This window comes from Aeromonas sp. s10, assembly GCF_040907975.1.
GTDB classification, from domain to species: domain Bacteria; phylum Pseudomonadota; class Gammaproteobacteria; order Enterobacterales; family Aeromonadaceae; genus Aeromonas; species Aeromonas caviae.
On record NZ_JBFOCV010000047.1, the window covers coordinates 1 to 16,949 of the forward strand.

At 64.3% G+C, this 16,949-nt stretch carries 14 protein-coding genes; 12 read left to right on the plus strand and 2 right to left on the minus strand.

Annotated features, from left to right (window positions below):
* On the minus strand, window positions 1-2,120 hold a 2,120-nt coding region (locus AB5Y59_RS17665), incomplete at its 3' end, for a cadherin domain-containing protein (RefSeq protein ID WP_368212447.1).
* A 356-nt stretch (window positions 2,121-2,476) separates the two neighbouring features.
* On the opposite strand from AB5Y59_RS17665, the gene ppk2 reads away from it, so the two are divergent.
* From ppk2 to AB5Y59_RS17680, 3 genes are all read left to right on the plus strand, one after another.
* Window positions 2,477-3,301 (plus strand): polyphosphate kinase 2, encoded by an 825-nt coding sequence (ppk2, locus tag AB5Y59_RS17670; protein ID WP_010673303.1) that lies wholly within the window; start codon window positions 2,477-2,479, stop codon window positions 3,299-3,301.
* 159 nt (window positions 3,302-3,460) lie between these two features.
* On the plus strand, window positions 3,461-4,519 hold the full coding sequence (locus tag AB5Y59_RS17675) for a PQQ-dependent sugar dehydrogenase (RefSeq protein ID WP_010673302.1): 1,059 nt from the start codon (window positions 3,461-3,463) through the stop codon (window positions 4,517-4,519).
* 16 nt (window positions 4,520-4,535) lie between these two features.
* The gene (locus tag AB5Y59_RS17680) at window positions 4,536-4,691 is read left to right on the plus strand and encodes an entericidin A/B family lipoprotein (protein WP_010673301.1); all 156 of its coding nucleotides are present in this window, start codon (window positions 4,536-4,538) and stop codon (window positions 4,689-4,691) included.
* Window positions 4,692-4,736: 45 nt separating this feature from the next.
* Here the strand turns inward: AB5Y59_RS17680 and AB5Y59_RS17685 are convergent, their stop codons facing one another.
* On the minus strand, window positions 4,737-5,531 hold the full coding sequence (locus AB5Y59_RS17685) for a DeoR/GlpR family DNA-binding transcription regulator (protein WP_010673300.1): 795 nt from the start codon (window positions 5,529-5,531) through the stop codon (window positions 4,737-4,739).
* A gap of 256 nt (window positions 5,532-5,787) precedes the next feature.
* Between AB5Y59_RS17685 and ltnD the strand changes: the two genes are divergently transcribed.
* The 9 genes from ltnD to AB5Y59_RS17730 all read left to right on the plus strand — a co-directional run bounded on the left by ltnD (window position 5,788) and on the right by AB5Y59_RS17730 (window position 16,886).
* A complete protein-coding gene (ltnD, locus tag AB5Y59_RS17690) occupies window positions 5,788-6,696 on the plus strand; it encodes an L-threonate dehydrogenase (RefSeq protein WP_128313712.1) in 909 nt (302 codons plus the stop codon).
* Window positions 6,693-7,943 (plus strand): 3-oxo-tetronate kinase, encoded by a 1,251-nt coding sequence (gene otnK, locus AB5Y59_RS17695; RefSeq protein ID WP_368212448.1) that lies wholly within the window; start codon window positions 6,693-6,695, stop codon window positions 7,941-7,943. The genes ltnD and otnK overlap by 4 nt, the downstream gene beginning before the upstream one ends.
* Window positions 7,936-8,568 carry an aldolase gene (locus AB5Y59_RS17700; protein ID WP_041214644.1) on the plus strand — a complete coding sequence of 211 codons (633 nt, stop codon included), beginning with the start codon at window positions 7,936-7,938 and terminating at the stop codon, window positions 8,566-8,568. The genes otnK and AB5Y59_RS17700 overlap by 8 nt, the downstream gene beginning before the upstream one ends.
* Window positions 8,565-9,338, plus strand: a complete 774-nt coding sequence (otnI, locus tag AB5Y59_RS17705; RefSeq protein WP_039041065.1) for a 2-oxo-tetronate isomerase — start codon at window positions 8,565-8,567, stop codon at window positions 9,336-9,338. The genes AB5Y59_RS17700 and otnI overlap by 4 nt, the downstream gene beginning before the upstream one ends.
* 35 nt (window positions 9,339-9,373) lie before the next feature.
* Entirely contained in the window at window positions 9,374-10,324 is a 951-nt protein-coding gene (gene denD / locus AB5Y59_RS17710; RefSeq protein ID WP_042864308.1) for a D-erythronate dehydrogenase, read from the plus strand.
* Complete coding sequence (locus AB5Y59_RS17715; RefSeq protein WP_010673294.1) at window positions 10,321-11,826, plus strand: GntP family permease; 1,506 nt, start codon at window positions 10,321-10,323, stop codon at window positions 11,824-11,826. Before denD ends, AB5Y59_RS17715 begins: the two co-directional genes overlap by 4 nt.
* Window positions 11,827-11,916: 90 nt before the next feature.
* Entirely contained in the window at window positions 11,917-12,807 is an 891-nt protein-coding gene (locus tag AB5Y59_RS17720) for a DMT family transporter (RefSeq protein ID WP_368212449.1), read from the plus strand.
* A gap of 59 nt (window positions 12,808-12,866) precedes the next feature.
* On the plus strand, window positions 12,867-14,804 hold the full coding sequence (locus AB5Y59_RS17725; RefSeq protein WP_336577898.1) for a methyl-accepting chemotaxis protein: 1,938 nt from the start codon (window positions 12,867-12,869) through the stop codon (window positions 14,802-14,804).
* Between the two features lie 681 nt (window positions 14,805-15,485).
* Window positions 15,486-16,886: an OprD family outer membrane porin gene (locus AB5Y59_RS17730; RefSeq protein WP_368212450.1), complete on the plus strand. Its 1,401-nt coding sequence runs from the start codon at window positions 15,486-15,488 to the stop codon at window positions 16,884-16,886.
* Window positions 16,887-16,949: the final 63 nt, after the last annotated feature.

A 16,949-nucleotide genomic window follows, 5' to 3' on the forward strand; every position in this document is an offset into this window, starting at 1 on the left:
ACTTCGTCCAGGTTGTTGACCCCCAAGGTGACCACCTGCTCGCTGGCATTGCCCGCCGCATCGGTCGCCACCACGGTGAAGCTGTAGCTTCCCTTGGTCTCGGAGTCCGGATTGCCAATCAGGGTCACGGCACCTGTGGCGGCATTGATGCTGAACAGCGCCGCATCCGCTCCCGCCTTCAGGCTGTAACTGGTGCTGCCAGTCGCGATGTCGCCGCTGTCGGTGCTGGTGACGGTGTAGACCACCTGCCCGGCACCGCTGTTTTCATTGATGGCACTGGCCGTCGCCCCCGAGGTGATGGTCGGCGCCACTTCGTCCAGGTTGTTGATGCCCAAGGTGACTACCTGCTCGCTGGCATTGCCCGCCGCATCGGTGGCCACCACGGTGAAGCTGTAGCTTCCCTTGGTCTCGTAGTCCGGATTGCCAATCAGGGTCACCGCGCCCGTGGCGGCATTGATGCTGAACAGCGCCGCGTCCGCTCCCGCCTTCAGGCTGTAGCTGGTGCTACCGGTCGAGATGTCGCCGCTGTCAGTGCTGGTCACGGTGTAAACCACCTGCCCGGCACCGCTGTTCTCATCGATGGCGCTGGCCGTGGTCCCCGAGGTGATGGTCGGGGCTGTGTCATCCAGGTTATTGACCCCCAAGGTAACCACCTGCTCGCTGGCGTTGCCCGCCGCATCGGTGGCCACCACGGTGAAGCTGTAGCTTCCCTTGACTTCGTAATCAGGATTGCCAATCAGGGTGACAACCCCCGTCACGGGGTTGATGCTGAAGGCTGCGTGATCACCCACCACTTTGAGGCTGTAAGTGACATCGCCCGCATCGCTTGCGACAGCGGTATACACGCTCTGCAAAGCACCGCTATTTTCCAAAATGGCAGCAGCCGTCGCGCTTGAGCTGAATTTGGGTGCGAAGGTATCAACCACCCCGGCAACGGCATCCGTCAAATTCTGCCCCGTTTGCGCTGACGTATATTCCCCGCCCTGGACGACAATCCCCTGCGCACTTTCTGTCAACGTCGCCTTGCCGTTGCTGACCTGCAACCCGGCAAGCAGATCCTCGATGGTTTTCTGGCTATTGCCACCGTTCTGACTATCGGCACCGGATAATGCTGCCAGTACGGCTCCATATATTTCGCCTGCGCTCAGGCCGTTGGCGCTATCAAAGGCGCCGCCATTGGTCGGCACTACCGTGGTGCCATGCAAACTCGGCAGACCAAACAGGTCGGCCACGGCATTGTTGATGTCGTTGACCATGGATTCGGCGGGCAAACTACCGGCAGCCGCATCTTGCACCTTGTGATAAGCCAGGGTGCTCAGAACGTTGAGATTGACGGTAACGGTAGAATTAGGCTGCGACACAACTTCCATCGCAAACAGCTCTGCATTCAGGTCTTTGCCTGCCTGGGTCGCTTCATCGAGATAGTCGGCGCTGGAGCCGGTGTTAACGACCCGGGCGATGACCACGCCAAGATAGCTGCCAACCGCGATTGAGAAGGTGCCATCCGGATTGACCTGCGCCTCTCCCAGCAGAGTGACACCGTCAGCCTGGTAAACCTCGACCCGCAGATCATTGCCAGCGACAACCGGGCCGCCCACTATGGTCCCCGCAACTCTGTTGACGACGCTGGCATCGGTACCACCATCACTATCGCCGCCTCCACTACTGCCAGCAGCCAGCGCGATCCCGCCAAGACCAAGTGCCCCCAACCCGACCGTGATGGGGGTGAAGAAATCACTATCAGAACTCCCCTGCCAGATGAGTTGCTCACCATTGGCAGCCGTCTCTATTACCGGGCTCTCACTCGTCACCGCGGCACCGTTCAAGGCCGAGCCATCCAGCTCCGCCTGGGGAATAAACGCAGTATCTGGTTCATCATAAAAATCGGTGAGTTCCACCAGAACGCCATCGTCACTGGATTCGATGATCAGCGAGCCGCCCTTGCGTTTGACGAACAAGCCATCTGGGGATTTGCCGGTCGAGGTGTCGATTAACGCGTACTTGGCGCCAGATTGAGCCGGAATGATGACAGCATCGGTAAGAGGTATTTGCCGCAGTGAGCCGTCAGCAAGGCGCTCTACAAGTTGCAATGACTGTTTAACGCCTGTTTTTGAAGCCATGTAGATCTCCCTATCCACTTGTATTTAAATGATATATTTATTAGGAATGACGGCCTGCGACAAAAGGCGACGGAGTCGATACTAGCAGACAAGTTGCAATCGAAGATAGCTGTCACTGACAGGCCCGCTACGGCTCAATCCAACCTGGGGTATATGCCAAAAACCACATAAAAATAGAGTCTTATGGCGGTAACACCCCCTCTTGCCATACCTTTGGAGCAGCACCCTCCCCTGGACCTGATGTCTAACATCCCCCTGTCGTTGCCACTCCCGGTGGCGGCACACCGTCATCTACCCTTGAAGGGCGCCGTCCGGCAGGACGGCCTTCCATTCGCCGAGACACAGAGAAGGACATCATGGGCAGCAAACGAAAATCCAGAACGGAAGAACCGGTCGTGGCCGAGGCGCAAAAGCCCCTTGGCAACAAGGCATACGAAAAGGCGCTGCGCCTCTTGCACGTGGAGCTGGTCAGGCTGCAGCAGTGGGTGGTGCACAAGGGGCTCAAGGTCTGCATCGTCTTCGAGGGGCGCGACGGGGCTGGAAAGGGGGGCACCATCAAGGCGATCACCGAGCGGGTCAGCCCCCGGGTCTTTCGGGTCGTCGCACTGCCCGCCCCCACGGAGCGGGAGAAAAGCCAGCTCTACTTCCAGCGCTACATCCCCCATCTGCCAGCGGCGGGGGAGATCGTCATCTTCGATCGCAGCTGGTACAACCGGGCCGGGGTGGAGCGCATCATGGGTTTTTGCAGCGAGGAGGCGAGCGACAAATTCCTAGCTGGCACCCCCATGGTGGAAAAAGCCCTGGTGGACTCTGGCATCATTCTGCTGAAGTACTGGCTGGAGGTGACCCCACAAGAGCAGGAGCGGCGGCTGCGTGATCGCATCGACGATGGCCGCAAGATCTGGAAGCTCTCCCCCATGGACATCAAGTCCTTCGATCGCTGGGATGACTACACCCGGGCGCGGGATGCCATGTTCATCGCCACCGACACCGCCTGGGCCCCCTGGTTCGTGGCCCACTCCGAGGACAAGAAACGGGTGCGCCTCAACATCATCTCCCACCTGCTGGCGCACATCCCCTACGAGGCGCTGCCGGCGGAGCCGGTGAAGCTGCCCAAGCGCAAGATAGGCAAAGTCAAACCATCGGATCACCCGCTTCGCATCGTGCCAGCCCTCTTCTAGCCAGAGGGGGGTGAGCCCTGGCTCACCCCCTTTCCCTTCCTGCCCCAAGGAACAACCGGCACCGCCGGTATCACCCAATGGCTTGTTGTTGCTCACGTTTTCCCGTTTGCCTCCCCTATACTTCAGCGACATTCAGGTCTGGCCGCTCGAGGAGGTCCCATGTTGCGACTGTTTGCCCTGCTGCTTGTCTGCCTGGTGCTCCCGGTGCGGGCACTGACCCTGACCCCGGTGGCGGGGGAGCTACGCTACCCCTGGGGGCTCGCCTTCCTGCCGGATGGCGGCTACCTCGTCAGCGAGCGCCCTGGGCGCCTGCTGCGCATCGATGCGGGCGGCAACCGCCATGTGGTCTCCGGCCTGCCGCCCCTCGCCGCCACGGGTCAGGGGGGTCTGCTCGATCTCGCCCTGGACGGCGATGGCTGGCTCTATCTCAGCTACAGCGAGCCGGGGGACGGAGGCGCCGGCACCGCCGTGGCCCGGGCCCGACTGCAAAAAGAGGCCCTCGTCGACTGGCAACTGCTGTTTCGCCAAGAGCCCAAGGTGGCCGGCGGCGCCCACTTCGGCTCCCGCCTGGTGCTGACGGATGACCACCTCTTCATCACCCTGGGGGATCGCTACAGCGAGCGGGAGCGGGCCCAGACGCTGGACAACCACCTCGGCAAGACGGTGCGCCTGCACAAGGATGGCCGGGTCCCCGCCGACAACCCCTTCGTCAAGACGCCGGGGGCCCTGCCGGAGATCTGGAGCCTGGGCCATCGCAACATGCAGGGGGCGGCCCTGCGCCCGGGCAGCCAGCAGTTCTGGGCTCACGAGCACGGTCCCCAGGGCGGGGACGAGGTCAACCTCATCCTGCCCGGCCACAACTACGGCTGGCCCAAAGTGACATTCGGCGAGGAGTACGGGGGCGGCAAGATTGGCGTGGGCCAGAGCGCGCCGGGCATGACGGCACCGCGCTGGATCTGGGTGCCCTCCATCGCCCCCTCGGGCATGACCTTTTATCAGGGGGACTTGTTCAGGGAGTGGCAGGGGGATCTGTTCGTCGGCGCCCTGCGTGGTCAGGCCTTGTTGCGCCTGCACCTCGACGGAGACAAGATAGTGTCGGCGGAGCGGCTGCTGACCGATCTGGGGGAGCGGATCCGTACCGTCAAGGAGGGCCCCGACGGCGCTCTCTACCTGTTGACGGATTCAGGCCAGGGGCGCCTGCTCAAACTGACCCCATAGCATGAAAGGAGCAAGGATGAAGACGAATCGCATGCTGCTGGTGCTCTGCACCAGCCTATGGTTGCTGGGCTGCAACACCATCCACGGGATGGGGCGGGACATCGAGAAGGCGGGAGAGGTGATCCAGGGCTCCGCCAAGCTGACGGACGCACCGGCCGCAGAGGGTCGCTGATCCCGGCCAGGTGGCGCTGTGGTTCGCCCCCTGTCGCCCCTTTCCTTACCCCTGTTCGGCGCTGGCCACCAGACTGGCCAGCGGCGCCATGGTCACCCTGACCCCGTGCTGTGCCAATGCCTCGCGGGCGCTCTGGGGCAGTTGCTCGTCGGTGATCACCTGATCGATCGCATCCCAGCTCACCACGTTGAAGGTCCCCACCTTGCCATATTTGGACGAATCGCAGATGAGGATGCGGGTCGCCGCCGACTCCACCACGGCCCGCTTCACCGGCACCTTCTGTTCGCTCGGGGTGGAGATCCCCTGACTGTCCCAGGAGGAGGCTGACAGGAAGGCGATGTCCAGATGGAGGTTGCGCAGGAAGTGGGCGGTGGCCTCCCCGGCACAGGACTGGTTCTCGCGAATGACCTGCCCCCCGGTGTGATAGAGGCGGCAGCGGCCGTGCTCGATGAGGTAGGCGCAGACCATGAAGTCGTTGGTCACTATCATCAAATCTTCCCGAAGCGCCAGCTCCCGGGCCAGCTCCAGGGAGGTGGTACCGGCATCCAGATAGACGGTGCTCCCCTCGCTCACCTGGGCGGCGGCGAGCCGCGCAATGGCCAGCTTGGCCCCCTGCATCAGGCTGCGCTTGGCGGCGTGGGAGGGCTCGCTCTTGATCCGCTGGGAGAGGCTGACCCCGCCGGAGACGGAGAGTACCCGCCCCTGCTCCTCCAGCTTCTGGATGTCGCGCCTGATGGTCATGTGGGAGACCTGCAGCCAGTCGGTCAGCTCCACTATGCTGACCACGCCGCGCTCTGCCAGCAGTTGCAGGATACGTTGCTGTCGCTCTACGGGAATCATCTTGCCTCGCGCCTCGGGAAAAGGAAGGTGCCATTCTACCCCAGCGACCTGGGAAAAAATGATAAATAACCTGAAACGGGCTCACAAATCACATTTATTCACACAAAAAACGCCAAAATTTGACTCGAAAGAATCTCAACCCTCATAAATAACAAAAATTAACATCAATTAAGTTATTTTTTGTGACGACTGCCTGATATTTCATCGCCGCAAGCCTCTACTATCTGCTCATCAGTCGTAATCGAGGAATCACGAGATGAGCACTCCCTATCATGTTGCGGTCATCGGCCTGGGCGCCATGGGCATGGGCGCCGCCCGTTCCTGCCTGCGGGCCGGGCTCACCACCTATGGCATCGACCTCAGCGAACAGGCCCGCGGCCAGTTGCAGCAGGCCGGTGCCGCCGCCGTCATGGCCGATGCCAGGCCCCTGGCCGAGACACTCGATGCCGTGCTGTTGCTGGTGGTCAACGCCACCCAGGTGCGCCGCATCCTGCTCGGCGAAGCGGGGCTGGCTCGCCACCTCAAACCGGGCACCGCCATCATGGTCTCTTCCACCATCGCCGCCGAAGAGGCGAGCGCCCTGGCTGCCGAGCTGGCGCTGATGGGGTTGCCGATGCTGGATGCGCCGGTCTCCGGTGGTGCCATCAAGGCCGATGCCGGCGAAATGACGGTGATGGCCGCAGGCGCCGACGCCGCCTTCGACAAGCTGGCCCCGGTGCTGGATGCGGTGGCCGGCAAGGTCTACCGGGTCGGCAGCGAGCCGGGCCAGGGCAGCACGGTCAAGATCATCCACCAGCTGCTGGCCGGGGTGCACATCGCGGTGGCCGCCGAGGCCATGGCGCTGGCCAGCCGGGCAGGGGTGTCCCTGGATCTCATGTATGACGTGGTGACCCATGCCGCCGGCAACTCCTGGATGTTTGAAAACCGCATGCCCCGGGTGCTGGCCGGTGACTACCAGGCCCGCTCCGCAGTGGACATCTTCGTCAAGGATCTCACCCTGGTGGCGGACACCGCCAAGGCGCTGCGCTTCCCGCTGCCGCTCGCGAGCACGGCGCTGAACATGTTCCTCGGTGCCAGCAACGCGGGCCACGGCCAGGAAGATGACAGCGCCGTCATCAAGATCTTCTCAGGCATCACCCTGCCGGGTCAGGAGGAGCAAGCATGAAACTCGGAGTCATCGCAGACGACTTCACCGGCGCCACCGACATCGCCGGTTTCCTGGTGGAGAACGGCCTCTCCACCATCCAGTTTGCCGGCATCCCGGCAGAGGCGGATCTGACCGGGGTCGACGCCGTGGTGATCAGCCTCAAGAGCCGCTCCTGCCCGGCCGATGAGGCAGTGCGCGACTCCCTGGCGGCCCTCGACTGGCTCAAGGCCCGCGGCTGCCCGCGCATCTACCAGAAGTACTGCTCCACCTTCGACAGCACGGCGGCGGGCAACATCGGCCCCGTCACCGACGCCCTGCTGGCGGCGCTGGAGAGCACGTTCACCCTGATCTGCCCGGCCCTGCCGGTGAACGGTCGCACCGTCTATCAGGGCAACCTCTTCGTGGGCGCCCAGCCGCTCGCCGAGTCCGGCATGCGCCATCACCCCATCACCCCCATGACCGACAGCAACCTGCTGCGGCTGATGGAGGGGCAGGCCCAGGGCCGTGCCGGTCTGGTGCCGTTCAATACCATCGCACAGGGACCCGGCGCCATTGCCGACGCCTTTGAGCAGCTAACGCAAGCTGGTGTGCGCTACGCCGTGGTCGACACCCTGACCGAGCAGCACCTGCTGGACATCGCCACCGCCGCCCTCGACATGCCCCTGATGACCGGCGGATCCGGCCTCGCCATCGGCCTGGCCCGTCAGCTTGGCAGCGGCGATCTGCAGGGTGCCCGCGAAGCGGGCTGGCCCAGAGGCACCCGCGCCGCGGTGCTGTCGGGCTCCTGCTCCGAGATGACCAACCGTCAGGTGGCCCGCTATCGCCAGCACGCTCCTGCCCTGGCGCTGGATGTGGTGCGCTGCCTCGAAGAGGCCGACTACCCGGCCGAGCTGGCGCGCTGGGTACTGGACCAGCCCCGTACCCCGGCGCCGCTGGTCTACGCCACCACCAGCCCGGTTGAGCTGGCCCGCATTCAGGAAACCCACGGCCAGCAGGCGGCCAGCGACGCGGTGGAACACTGCTTTGCCCGCCTCGCCCAACTGCTGCAAGGCGCCGGCGTGGACCGCTTCATCATCGCCGGTGGCGAGACCTCGAGCCGGGTCACCCAGGCCCTCGGCGTCAAGGCGTTCCACATAGGCCCGCAGATCGCCCCCGGTGTGCCCTGGGTGCGGGCTATCGACGCCCCCCTGTCGCTGGCCCTCAAGTCCGGCAATTTCGGGAGCGACGACTTCTTCGACAAGGCTCAGGAGTACTTCCATGACTGAACAGGCACTGCGCGACACCATGGTGATGCTGGGGGCCTCCCTCTTCCAGCGCGGATATGCCACCGGGGGCGCCGGCAACCTCTCCGCCCTGCTACCGGACGGCACCCTGATCGCCACCCCGACCGGCTCCTGCCTGGGACGGCTCAGCGCCGACAGGCTCTCCCACGTCAACCTGCAGGGGGAACACCTGGGGGGAGATCGCCCCTCCAAGGAGGTGGCCTTCCACCTCGCCATCTACCACAACAATCCGGACTGCCGGGCCGTAGTGCACCTGCACTGCACCCACCTGACCGCCCTCTCCTGCCTGGAGGGACTGGATCCGGCCAACGTCATCCGCCCCTTCACCCCCTACTACGTGATGCGGGTCGGCCAGTTGCCGCTCATCCCCTACTACAAGCCGGGGGATGCCCGCATCGCCGAGGAGCTGGGGCGCCGCGCCCCCGAAGGCAACGCCTTCCTGCTTGCCAACCACGGCCCCGTGGTGACGGGCAAGGATCTGGTGGATGCGGTCAACAACATGGAAGAGCTGGAGGAGACGGCGCGCCTGGCACTGATGCTCCATGGCCACTCCATCCGCTACCTGAGCGAACCCGAAATTGATGAATTGAGGAGGATGAAACCATGAGCAAGTTTGCCGCCAATCTCACCATGCTGTTTACCGAGGTGCCGTTCCTGGAGCGCTTCGCCGCCGCCCGCGACGCAGGCTTCGAAGCGGTGGAGTTCCTCTTCCCCTACGAGTGGCCGGCCGCCGAGCTGGGCCGCCGCTTGCGCGAGCAGGGGCTCTCCCAGGCCCTGTTCAACATGCCGCCGGGCAACTGGGCGGCAGGGGAGCGCGGCATGGCCGCCATTCCGGGGCGGGAAGCGGAGTTTCGCGGCCACCTGCCAAGCGTGCGTGACTATGCCCTGGCGCTCGGCTGCACCAAGGTACACGCCATGAGCGGCATCGTGGACCCTGCTCATAGCCTCTCGGCCCACCGCCAGACCCTGATCGACAACATCCGCTTCGCCGCCGACTTCCTGGCCGAAGACGGCATCAAGGTGCTGCTGGAGCCGCTCAACGATAGAGATGTGCCCGGCTACTTCCTGGCCCACCAGCTCGACGCCCTGGCCCTGGTGCAGGAGATAGACAGGCCCAACGTGGGGGTGCAGCTTGACCTCTACCACGCCCAGATCATGGACGGGGATCTCACCCGCCTCATCGGCAAGCTGGGTCCGGCCATCGGCCACGTCCAGATCGCCTCGGTGCCGGATCGCCACGAGCCGGACGAGGGGGAGATCGCCTACCCCCACCTGTTCAAGGCGCTGGCGCAGGCGGGCTACCACGACTGGATAGGCTGCGAATACAACCCCAGAGCCGGCACCCGGGAAGGGCTGGGCTGGCTGACACAACAATAACGACCCTGAACATGAACGAGTCTGAGGATAACAAGATGCAGATCATCATCACCGGCGGCGGTGGCTTCCTGGGCCAGAAACTGGCCCGGGCCCTGCTGCAAGGCCCCCACCCCTTCACCGAGCTGCTGCTGGTGGACATCCAGCAGCCGCAATCCCCCCTGCCGGACCCCAGGGTTCGCTGTTTGCGGGCCGACCTCACCGAACCCGGTGTCGCCGAGTCCCTCATCAGCGAGCGGACCGCCGTGGTCTACCACCTGGCCGCCATCGTCAGCAGCCACGCGGAGCAGGACTTCGATCTGGGCTGGCAGGTCAACCTGGACACCACCCGCACCCTGCTGGAGGCGTGCCGCCATGCCCGGCCGGGCATCCGCTTCGTCTTCACCAGCTCGCTCGCCGTCTATGGCGGCCCGCTGCCGGAGCTGGTGAATGACGGTACCGCCCTGACCCCCACCTCCTCCTACGGCGCCCAGAAGGCCATGGGGGAACTGCTGGTCAACGACTACAGCCGCAAGGGCTTCGTCGACGGTCTGGTATTGCGCCTGCCCACCATCTGCGTGCGGCCGGGCAAGCCGAACCGCGCCGCCTCCTCCTTTGTCAGCAGCATCATCCGCGAGCCGCTGCAAGGGGAGAGCGCCATCTGCCCGGTGAACCCGGATCTGCGCCTCTGGCTCTCGAGCCCCGCCACCGTGGTCGCGAACTTCCTGCTGGCGGCCAGGCTCCCCGCCACCGGTGACGCCCGCAGCATCAACCTGCCCGGCATCAGCGTGACCGTCGGCGAGATGCTGGAGGCCCTCGCCCGGGCCGGTGGCCAGGCGGCCCGGGATCGGGTGCAGTTTGCCGCCGATCCGGCCATCGAGCGCATCGTGGCGAGCTGGCCGGGACGCATCGACAACCAGCGGGCCAGCGCCCTCGGCTTCGCGGCAGACAGGACGTTTGCCGACATCATCGACAGTTTCATCACCCATGACATGCAGGAGGCATCATGAGCGACATCCCAACCCCCATCATCGGTCTCATCATCGCGGTCTTCGTGCTGGTGTTCCTGGTCATCCGCACCCGGGTGCACGCCCTGATCGCCATGCTGGCGGCGGCCTGCATCGCCGGGATCACCGGCGGCATGAGCATCGACAAGACCCTCACCGTGATCACCCAGGGCTTTGGCTCCACCCTCGGCAGCATCGGCATCGTCATCGGCCTCGGGGTCATGATGGGTCGCCTGCTTGAGGTCTCCGGCGCCGCCGAACAGATCGCCTACAGCTTCATCAAGTGGCTCGGCAAGCGCCGCGAGGAGTGGGCACTGGCCATCACGGGCTACATCGTCAGCATCCCCATCTTCGTGGATTCCGCCTTCGTCATCCTCTATCCGGTGGCCAAGGCGCTGGCAAAAAGTGGCAAGCGCTCCCTGCTCACCCTGGGGGTGGCGCTCGCGGGCGGCCTGGTGGTAACCCACCATACCGTGCCGCCGACCCCGGGCCCGCTGGGGGTTGCCGGCCTGTTTGGCGTGGACATCGGCGCCATGCTGCTGACCGGCATGGCCCTGGCCATCCCCTGCGTGCTCGGCATCGTCTTCTACGCCCAGTGGCTCGACAAGAAGTACCCCGAGTTCGGTGCCCAGGCCGCCCAGACCCCGGACGAGCTACAAGCCACCTATGAGCAGTACCTCAAGGAGAAGGAGGGCAAGACCCTGCCGAGCCTGACCCTGTCGCTGCTGCCGATCCTGGTGCCCATCGTGCTCATCTTCGTCAAGGCCATCTTCACCACTCTGGCCACCCTGGAGGGCATGGATGGCCTGATGGCGAACCCCCTGGTGCAGGGCATCAACTTCATCGGCACCCCCATCATCGCGCTGGCCATCAGCGTGCTGCTGGCGGTCTATACCCTGGTCCCGCACATGGACAGGCACGCCACCGCCGCCCGCCTGGAAGAGGGGTTGCAATCCGCCGGCATCATCTTGCTGGTGACCGGTGCCGGCGGGGCGCTGGGGGCCGTGCTGCGCGACAGTGGCGCAGGCCAGCAACTGGCCGAGCAGATCGCCCAATTGCCCATCTCCCCCATCCTGATCCCCTTCATCGTGGCGACTCTGGTGCGCCTCATCCAGGGGTCCGGCACCGTGGCCATGGTGACGGCGGCCTCCATCTCCGCCCCCATCCTGGCGCAGATCCCCGGGGTCAACATGCTGCTGGCCGCCCAGGCCGCCACCATGGGGTCGCTCTTCTTCGGTTACTTCAACGACAGCCTGTTCTGGGTGGTCAACCGCATGATGGGGATCTCCGACGTCAAGCAGCAGATGATCGTCTGGTCCATCCCGACCACCATCGCCTGGGCCATCGGCGGCACCGGCGTCGCCCTGCTGAACCTGCTGTTCGGCTCCGGCGGCACCTGGTTCGACCCCGTGCTGCCACTGCTGGTGCTGGCCCTCATCGTCTGGTACGTCAAGGGGCAGTCCCTGGCTCCGGCGGCAGGGGCCGTCCCGAGCCGGGAGTCATAACCCGCACCGTCACGGCAACGCTGTGTGACGAGGGCCAGTCTGCTAGACTGGCCCTCTTTTTCGTTCATTCATCTTGCAAAGGAGTGTTGGATGCCTGCGTCTTCCTGGTGGGACCAGTCCACCGGTTTTGCCCTGCTCACCATCTTGCTGTGGGCCTCCCTCGCCGCGCTCACCTCCCGGATCACCAGCGTCTCGCCGCTGGTGCTGGTGGGGCTGGTGCTGCTGTTCTGCGGGGCGGGCACCCTGCCATTCTGGCGCCAGTGGCGCGCCAGCCCCCTCACCTGGCTGGTGACCATCACCGCCCTGCTGCTCTATCACCTGCTGCTGTTCACAAGCTTTCGCCACGCCCCCGTGCTGGAGGCAAACCTCATCAACTACCTGTGGCCGCTGTGCATCATCCTGTTCACCCCCTTGCTGCTGCCGGGTCATCCCCTGAGCCTGCACCATCTGCTGGCCGGGGCCCTGGGTCTCGCGGGATCGGTGCTGGTGATGGTCGATGGTCACCTGCAGTTGCAACAGGCCCATCTGCCCGGCTACCTGCTGGCCCTCGGCGCCGCCATCGTCTGGGGCGCCTATTCCGTGCTCTCCCGCCGCCTGCCTCCCGCTCCCGCCGTGGTCACGGCCGCCGCCTGCCTGCCCGCAGGCCTCTTGGCCCTGCTGCTGGCATGGATGCTGGAAGGCCCCTTGCCATTCGCCCGGATCCCCCAGGGAGACTGGCTGCTTATCGCCGGGCTCGCCCTCGGCCCCATGGGGGCGGCCTTCGTCACCTGGTATCTGGCGCTGCGGGACGGGGATCCGCGCCGCATCGGCGCGCTCGCCTACCTCACTCCCTTGCTGAGCACCCTGCTGCTGGTCTGGCTCAACGGCGAGGCGCTCACCCCGCGCCATCTGCTGGCGGGGGGGCTCATCATGGGCGGCGCCCTGCTCGGCCTGCTGGTGAAAAGCCCAGGTCAACGGGAGCTGGCACGGCCACTGTCATAAAAACGCCATCAGACCTGATTAAGCTCGCGCCCATTGCGTGATTCAAGCAGGAATCTGATGTGAAAATTGCCCATTTTGCCTCCCTCTCTTCCCTCGTCTTGCTGCTGGTGGCCGGTGTCCAGGCCACCGCGCTCTATCATGGCTGGCAACAATTCAACCACTCGGCCCAGGCCCAGCGTCTGCAGGAGCGCCTGCAACAGCAACTGAGCGGTCCGTTGCAGGGGGCGCTTCGCGACTATCTCGGCAGCGGGGATCCCCTGCTGCTGGCCCAGGCACAGGGAGTGCGCCAGCAGGCGCTGGCGCTGTTGTCCCGCCTGGAGGATCCCCAGACCCAGCCGCTAAACGCCCGGCTTGAGCAGATGAAAACCCGCATTGACGGCGACTATCTGGCGGCGGGCAAGCTCTCCGGCAACAGCCAGTGGTTGCTGCAAAATGCCGAGAACGAGTTGACCACCCAGGCCAAAGCCTTGCTCCGTTACGGCCAGCAGGGAGCAGCCGCCGGGCGGGATCCTGCCCTTGCCGAGCAGTATCGCCAGGGGGCGGCCGACATCCTTAGCGCCCTCCCCTCCCTTGCCCACCAACGCCAGAACTACATGGAGCAGGCGAGTGCCAAGCGTCTCGAAGGGCTGCAATTCGAACTGGCTGCCCTGCAAAAGCAGGCCGACTCCCTGGCCGCCCTGCCGAGCCTGGCACTTTTCGAGGAGGCACCGGCCGACGAATTCACCCTGGGAGAGCCGATACGCAAGGAGCTCGGGGATCAGCCCAAAGCCGAGCTGACCTCCCTGCTCAAGCGCTATCCCCAGGAGCTGGAAAACAGCCGCAAGGCGCTGCAACAGCAGCAGGCCGCTCGTCAGATGGTGCAGCAGGACATCACCCAGCTGCTGCAAGCGGGGGAGCAATTGGGTGAGCAACTCGCCGCCGCCCGTCAGACCATGAACCGGGAGCTGGCCACCGTGCTCGGCATGCTGGCGCTCTGCCTGGTCGTGGTGGCCCTGCTGTTCGCCCTGGTGCAGCGTCGCTGGCTGGTCAGGCCCCTGCTGCAACTGCGGGCAGCCTTCCTGCAGCTCGACGCCACGGGTCAGGCCCAGCTCCTGACCCCGGGGCGCGAGCGCAACGAACTGGCGGACATCGTCGCGAGCTACAACCGCCTGATACAGCGCCTGCAACAGGATCAGCAGCAGAAGGCGGGGCAGCTCTCCAGCGTCTCTTCCAGCCTGCAGGAGATGGTGGAGCAGGTGCAGGAGATCCATCACAGCACCCGCACCACGGAGCAGGCGGTGGATGAGAGCGACACCATGATGCAGGAGCTCAACCAGCTCGCCAGCGAGGTGCACCAGGTCGCCGCCGAAATCGCCCAGCACGCCCAGCACAATGAACACTCCATGAGCCAGAGCGAGCGGCTGGTCGGGGGCATGCTGACGGCTACCGCCCAGACCGGGCTCGCCATCGACGAGAGCAGCGGCGCCCTGGCCCAGCTGACCCGCTCGGTGGAGGACGTGACTGCCATCGTCGACGTCATCGGCCATATCTCCCAGCAGACCAACCTGCTGGCCCTCAACGCCGCCATCGAGGCAGCCAGGGCCGGGGAGCAGGGACGCGGCTTCGCAGTGGTAGCCGACGAGGTGCGCCACCTCTCCGCCGACACCCAGCGCTCCCTCGGCCAGATCACCGAAATCCTGGCCAGCCTCACCCAGGCGGGGGATCAGCTCGCCACCGTGCTGGCCCGCATCACCGCAGAGGCCGCCGAGCAGCGCCAGCAGGCGGAGCAGCTGCGCCAGACCACCCTGACGGTGCGGGAGATGGCGCGCAGCACCGCCGTCATCGCCCTGCAGGGCGCCGACAATGCCAAGAGCCAGGAGCACAGGCTGGCGAGCTTCGCCGCCCTCATCGGTCGCATCAGCCAGCACGCCCGCCAGGGCAGCCGCCTCTCGGTACAGGTCTCGGAGCACATACACCACCAGGCCCAGCAGATCCCCCGAATCCTGAGCCAGGCCTGATAACCCCCGGGTCTGGTTCGCACCAGACCCGGGGCGCGTTCCCTGTCTACCTGCCCGCAGTACGGCCTTGCCGCAACCCTTCTCTTGATGCTCCCGTCACGTCTTCACGGGCGATGACGGGTTGCCTCATCCATTCAGTCACAGGCCCTCTCACCCCTTTCACATCCCTGGTCCCCCCGTCTGTCGGGGGGACGGCTCACGCTCGTGACAGTGGGCATCCCGCCGGGCCCATCTTTTTTTGTGATACAAAATTATATGTTGCCACCGGGTTAACAAAGAAAGTTCTGCCTTGACGGCAAGATCTGCGCAGGAGAACGGTGAAACCACCATGAAAGCGTTGTCATTGCCGACATGAGTGGCCTGGGAGTGCCCACACCAAGAATCATGATTATTTGCACTCGGTCATATTTTTGAAACTTGCCGGGAACTTTACATTGATATTTCGCACCGCGAACGTACTCTTGGTGATGTCAGATCGCCAAGGATCGACAGCCAAAAAATAACGACTGTAACGATGCAGATAGCCCCGACCGATGCGCCAAGGCATCAGGCACAAGGGCACGACAGAGAACCATTTTTTTGCCCTTCGGGGTGTTGATTGCAATGCCAATACCGAGCGGCGGGTGCCTACCCGGCTGCCGGATAAAAAAGCTAAGTCCATAAAATCAGGAGCAATAACAAATGGAAAAAGTGATCTTCAAGCGCGCCGCGTTGAGTGCTGCCGTGGTCGCAGCACTGGTCGCCCCCGGCATGGCGTTCGCCGCTCAAGACATGATGAGCCCGGAATACGGCAAGTCCTACAGCGCCTTCATCGACGAAGGCAAGCTCACCGGTGGCCTGTTCTACTTCCAGCGTGAGCGTGATCGCGTCCAGGCCGGTCCGGGTCAGGATGGCAAATACCACTCCAACCTGAGCCATGCCACTACCCAGGCAGCCCTGAACTTCAACTCCGGCTATGCATGGGGTGTGGTCGGCGTCGACGTGGGCGGCTTCGGTGCCTACGATCTGGCCGTTGACGAGAGCAATGGCGTCAACGAAGAGAACGAGTTCTCCTTCTGGGGCGACAAGTGGGGTTCAGGTGGTGACGGCGTACCCGAGAACGGCTTCAGCCTCTCCAACGCCGCCCTGAAACTCAAGTTCGGTGAGCATGTCACCGCCAAGGGTGGTTATACCCAGCTCTACGTCCCGGGTATCCTGGGGGTCAACTGGTCCTATCAACCCGGTACCTACCGCGGCGGCCAGATCGAAGGCACCTTCGGCGGCCTCTACCTGACCTACGCCATTGCCGACGAGTACAAGGCGCCCTGGTTCAAGAACACCGCCGGCTTCTCCAAGAGCAGCCCCTACGCCAGCGATCCCTTCAGCGACGAGAACAAGATCGACTACATCCACGGTCTGGCCGCGCGCTACACCTTCGAGAACGGCACCGCCATCACAGGTGGTTTCGGTCAGTCCGAAGGCTACATGGACAGCTACCACTTCAAGCTGGCCCACAAGTTCGACGTACTGGGTGGCCTGAACACCAGCTACCAGTTCTACGGCTCCGAGACCGACAACAACGACTACGATGGTCTGGCATGGCAACAGGCCCTGACCGCCAGCTGGAACTACGCCCAGTACGGTTTCCGTCTGGAAGGCCTGTGGACCAAGGCCGAGGGTGACCAGGGCAACTACCTGCCCCGTCTGACCCGCGGCTACGGCAACTCCCAGGGCGCGAACGAAATCTGGTGGGATTCCCGCTCTGACTGGAACCACAATGACGAGAAGGCCGTGTTCTTCGGCGTGACCCGTTCCCTGGATGATCTGGTGGGCGCACCGGGTTGGGGTGTCGGTGTCTCCGGTGCCTACGGCTGGGACGCCAACAACGGCGACAGCTCCCTGGAAGGCGGCAAAGAGTGGGCGGCGAACTTCGACGTCATGTACACGGTGCAGGATGGCAAGCTGAAGGGCACCCTGTTCAAGCTGCACTACACCGACTACAACAACGAACAGGACGACAAGGGCAGCTGGTACTACCCGAACATGTTCAGCTCCGAGCATGACGTCAAGTTCCACATCATCATGCCGTTCACCATCCTGTGATAACGCATCTGACGTGACCGAAAACCGGGCCCCTTGGCCCGGTTTTGTTTTTGACGCGGCCAC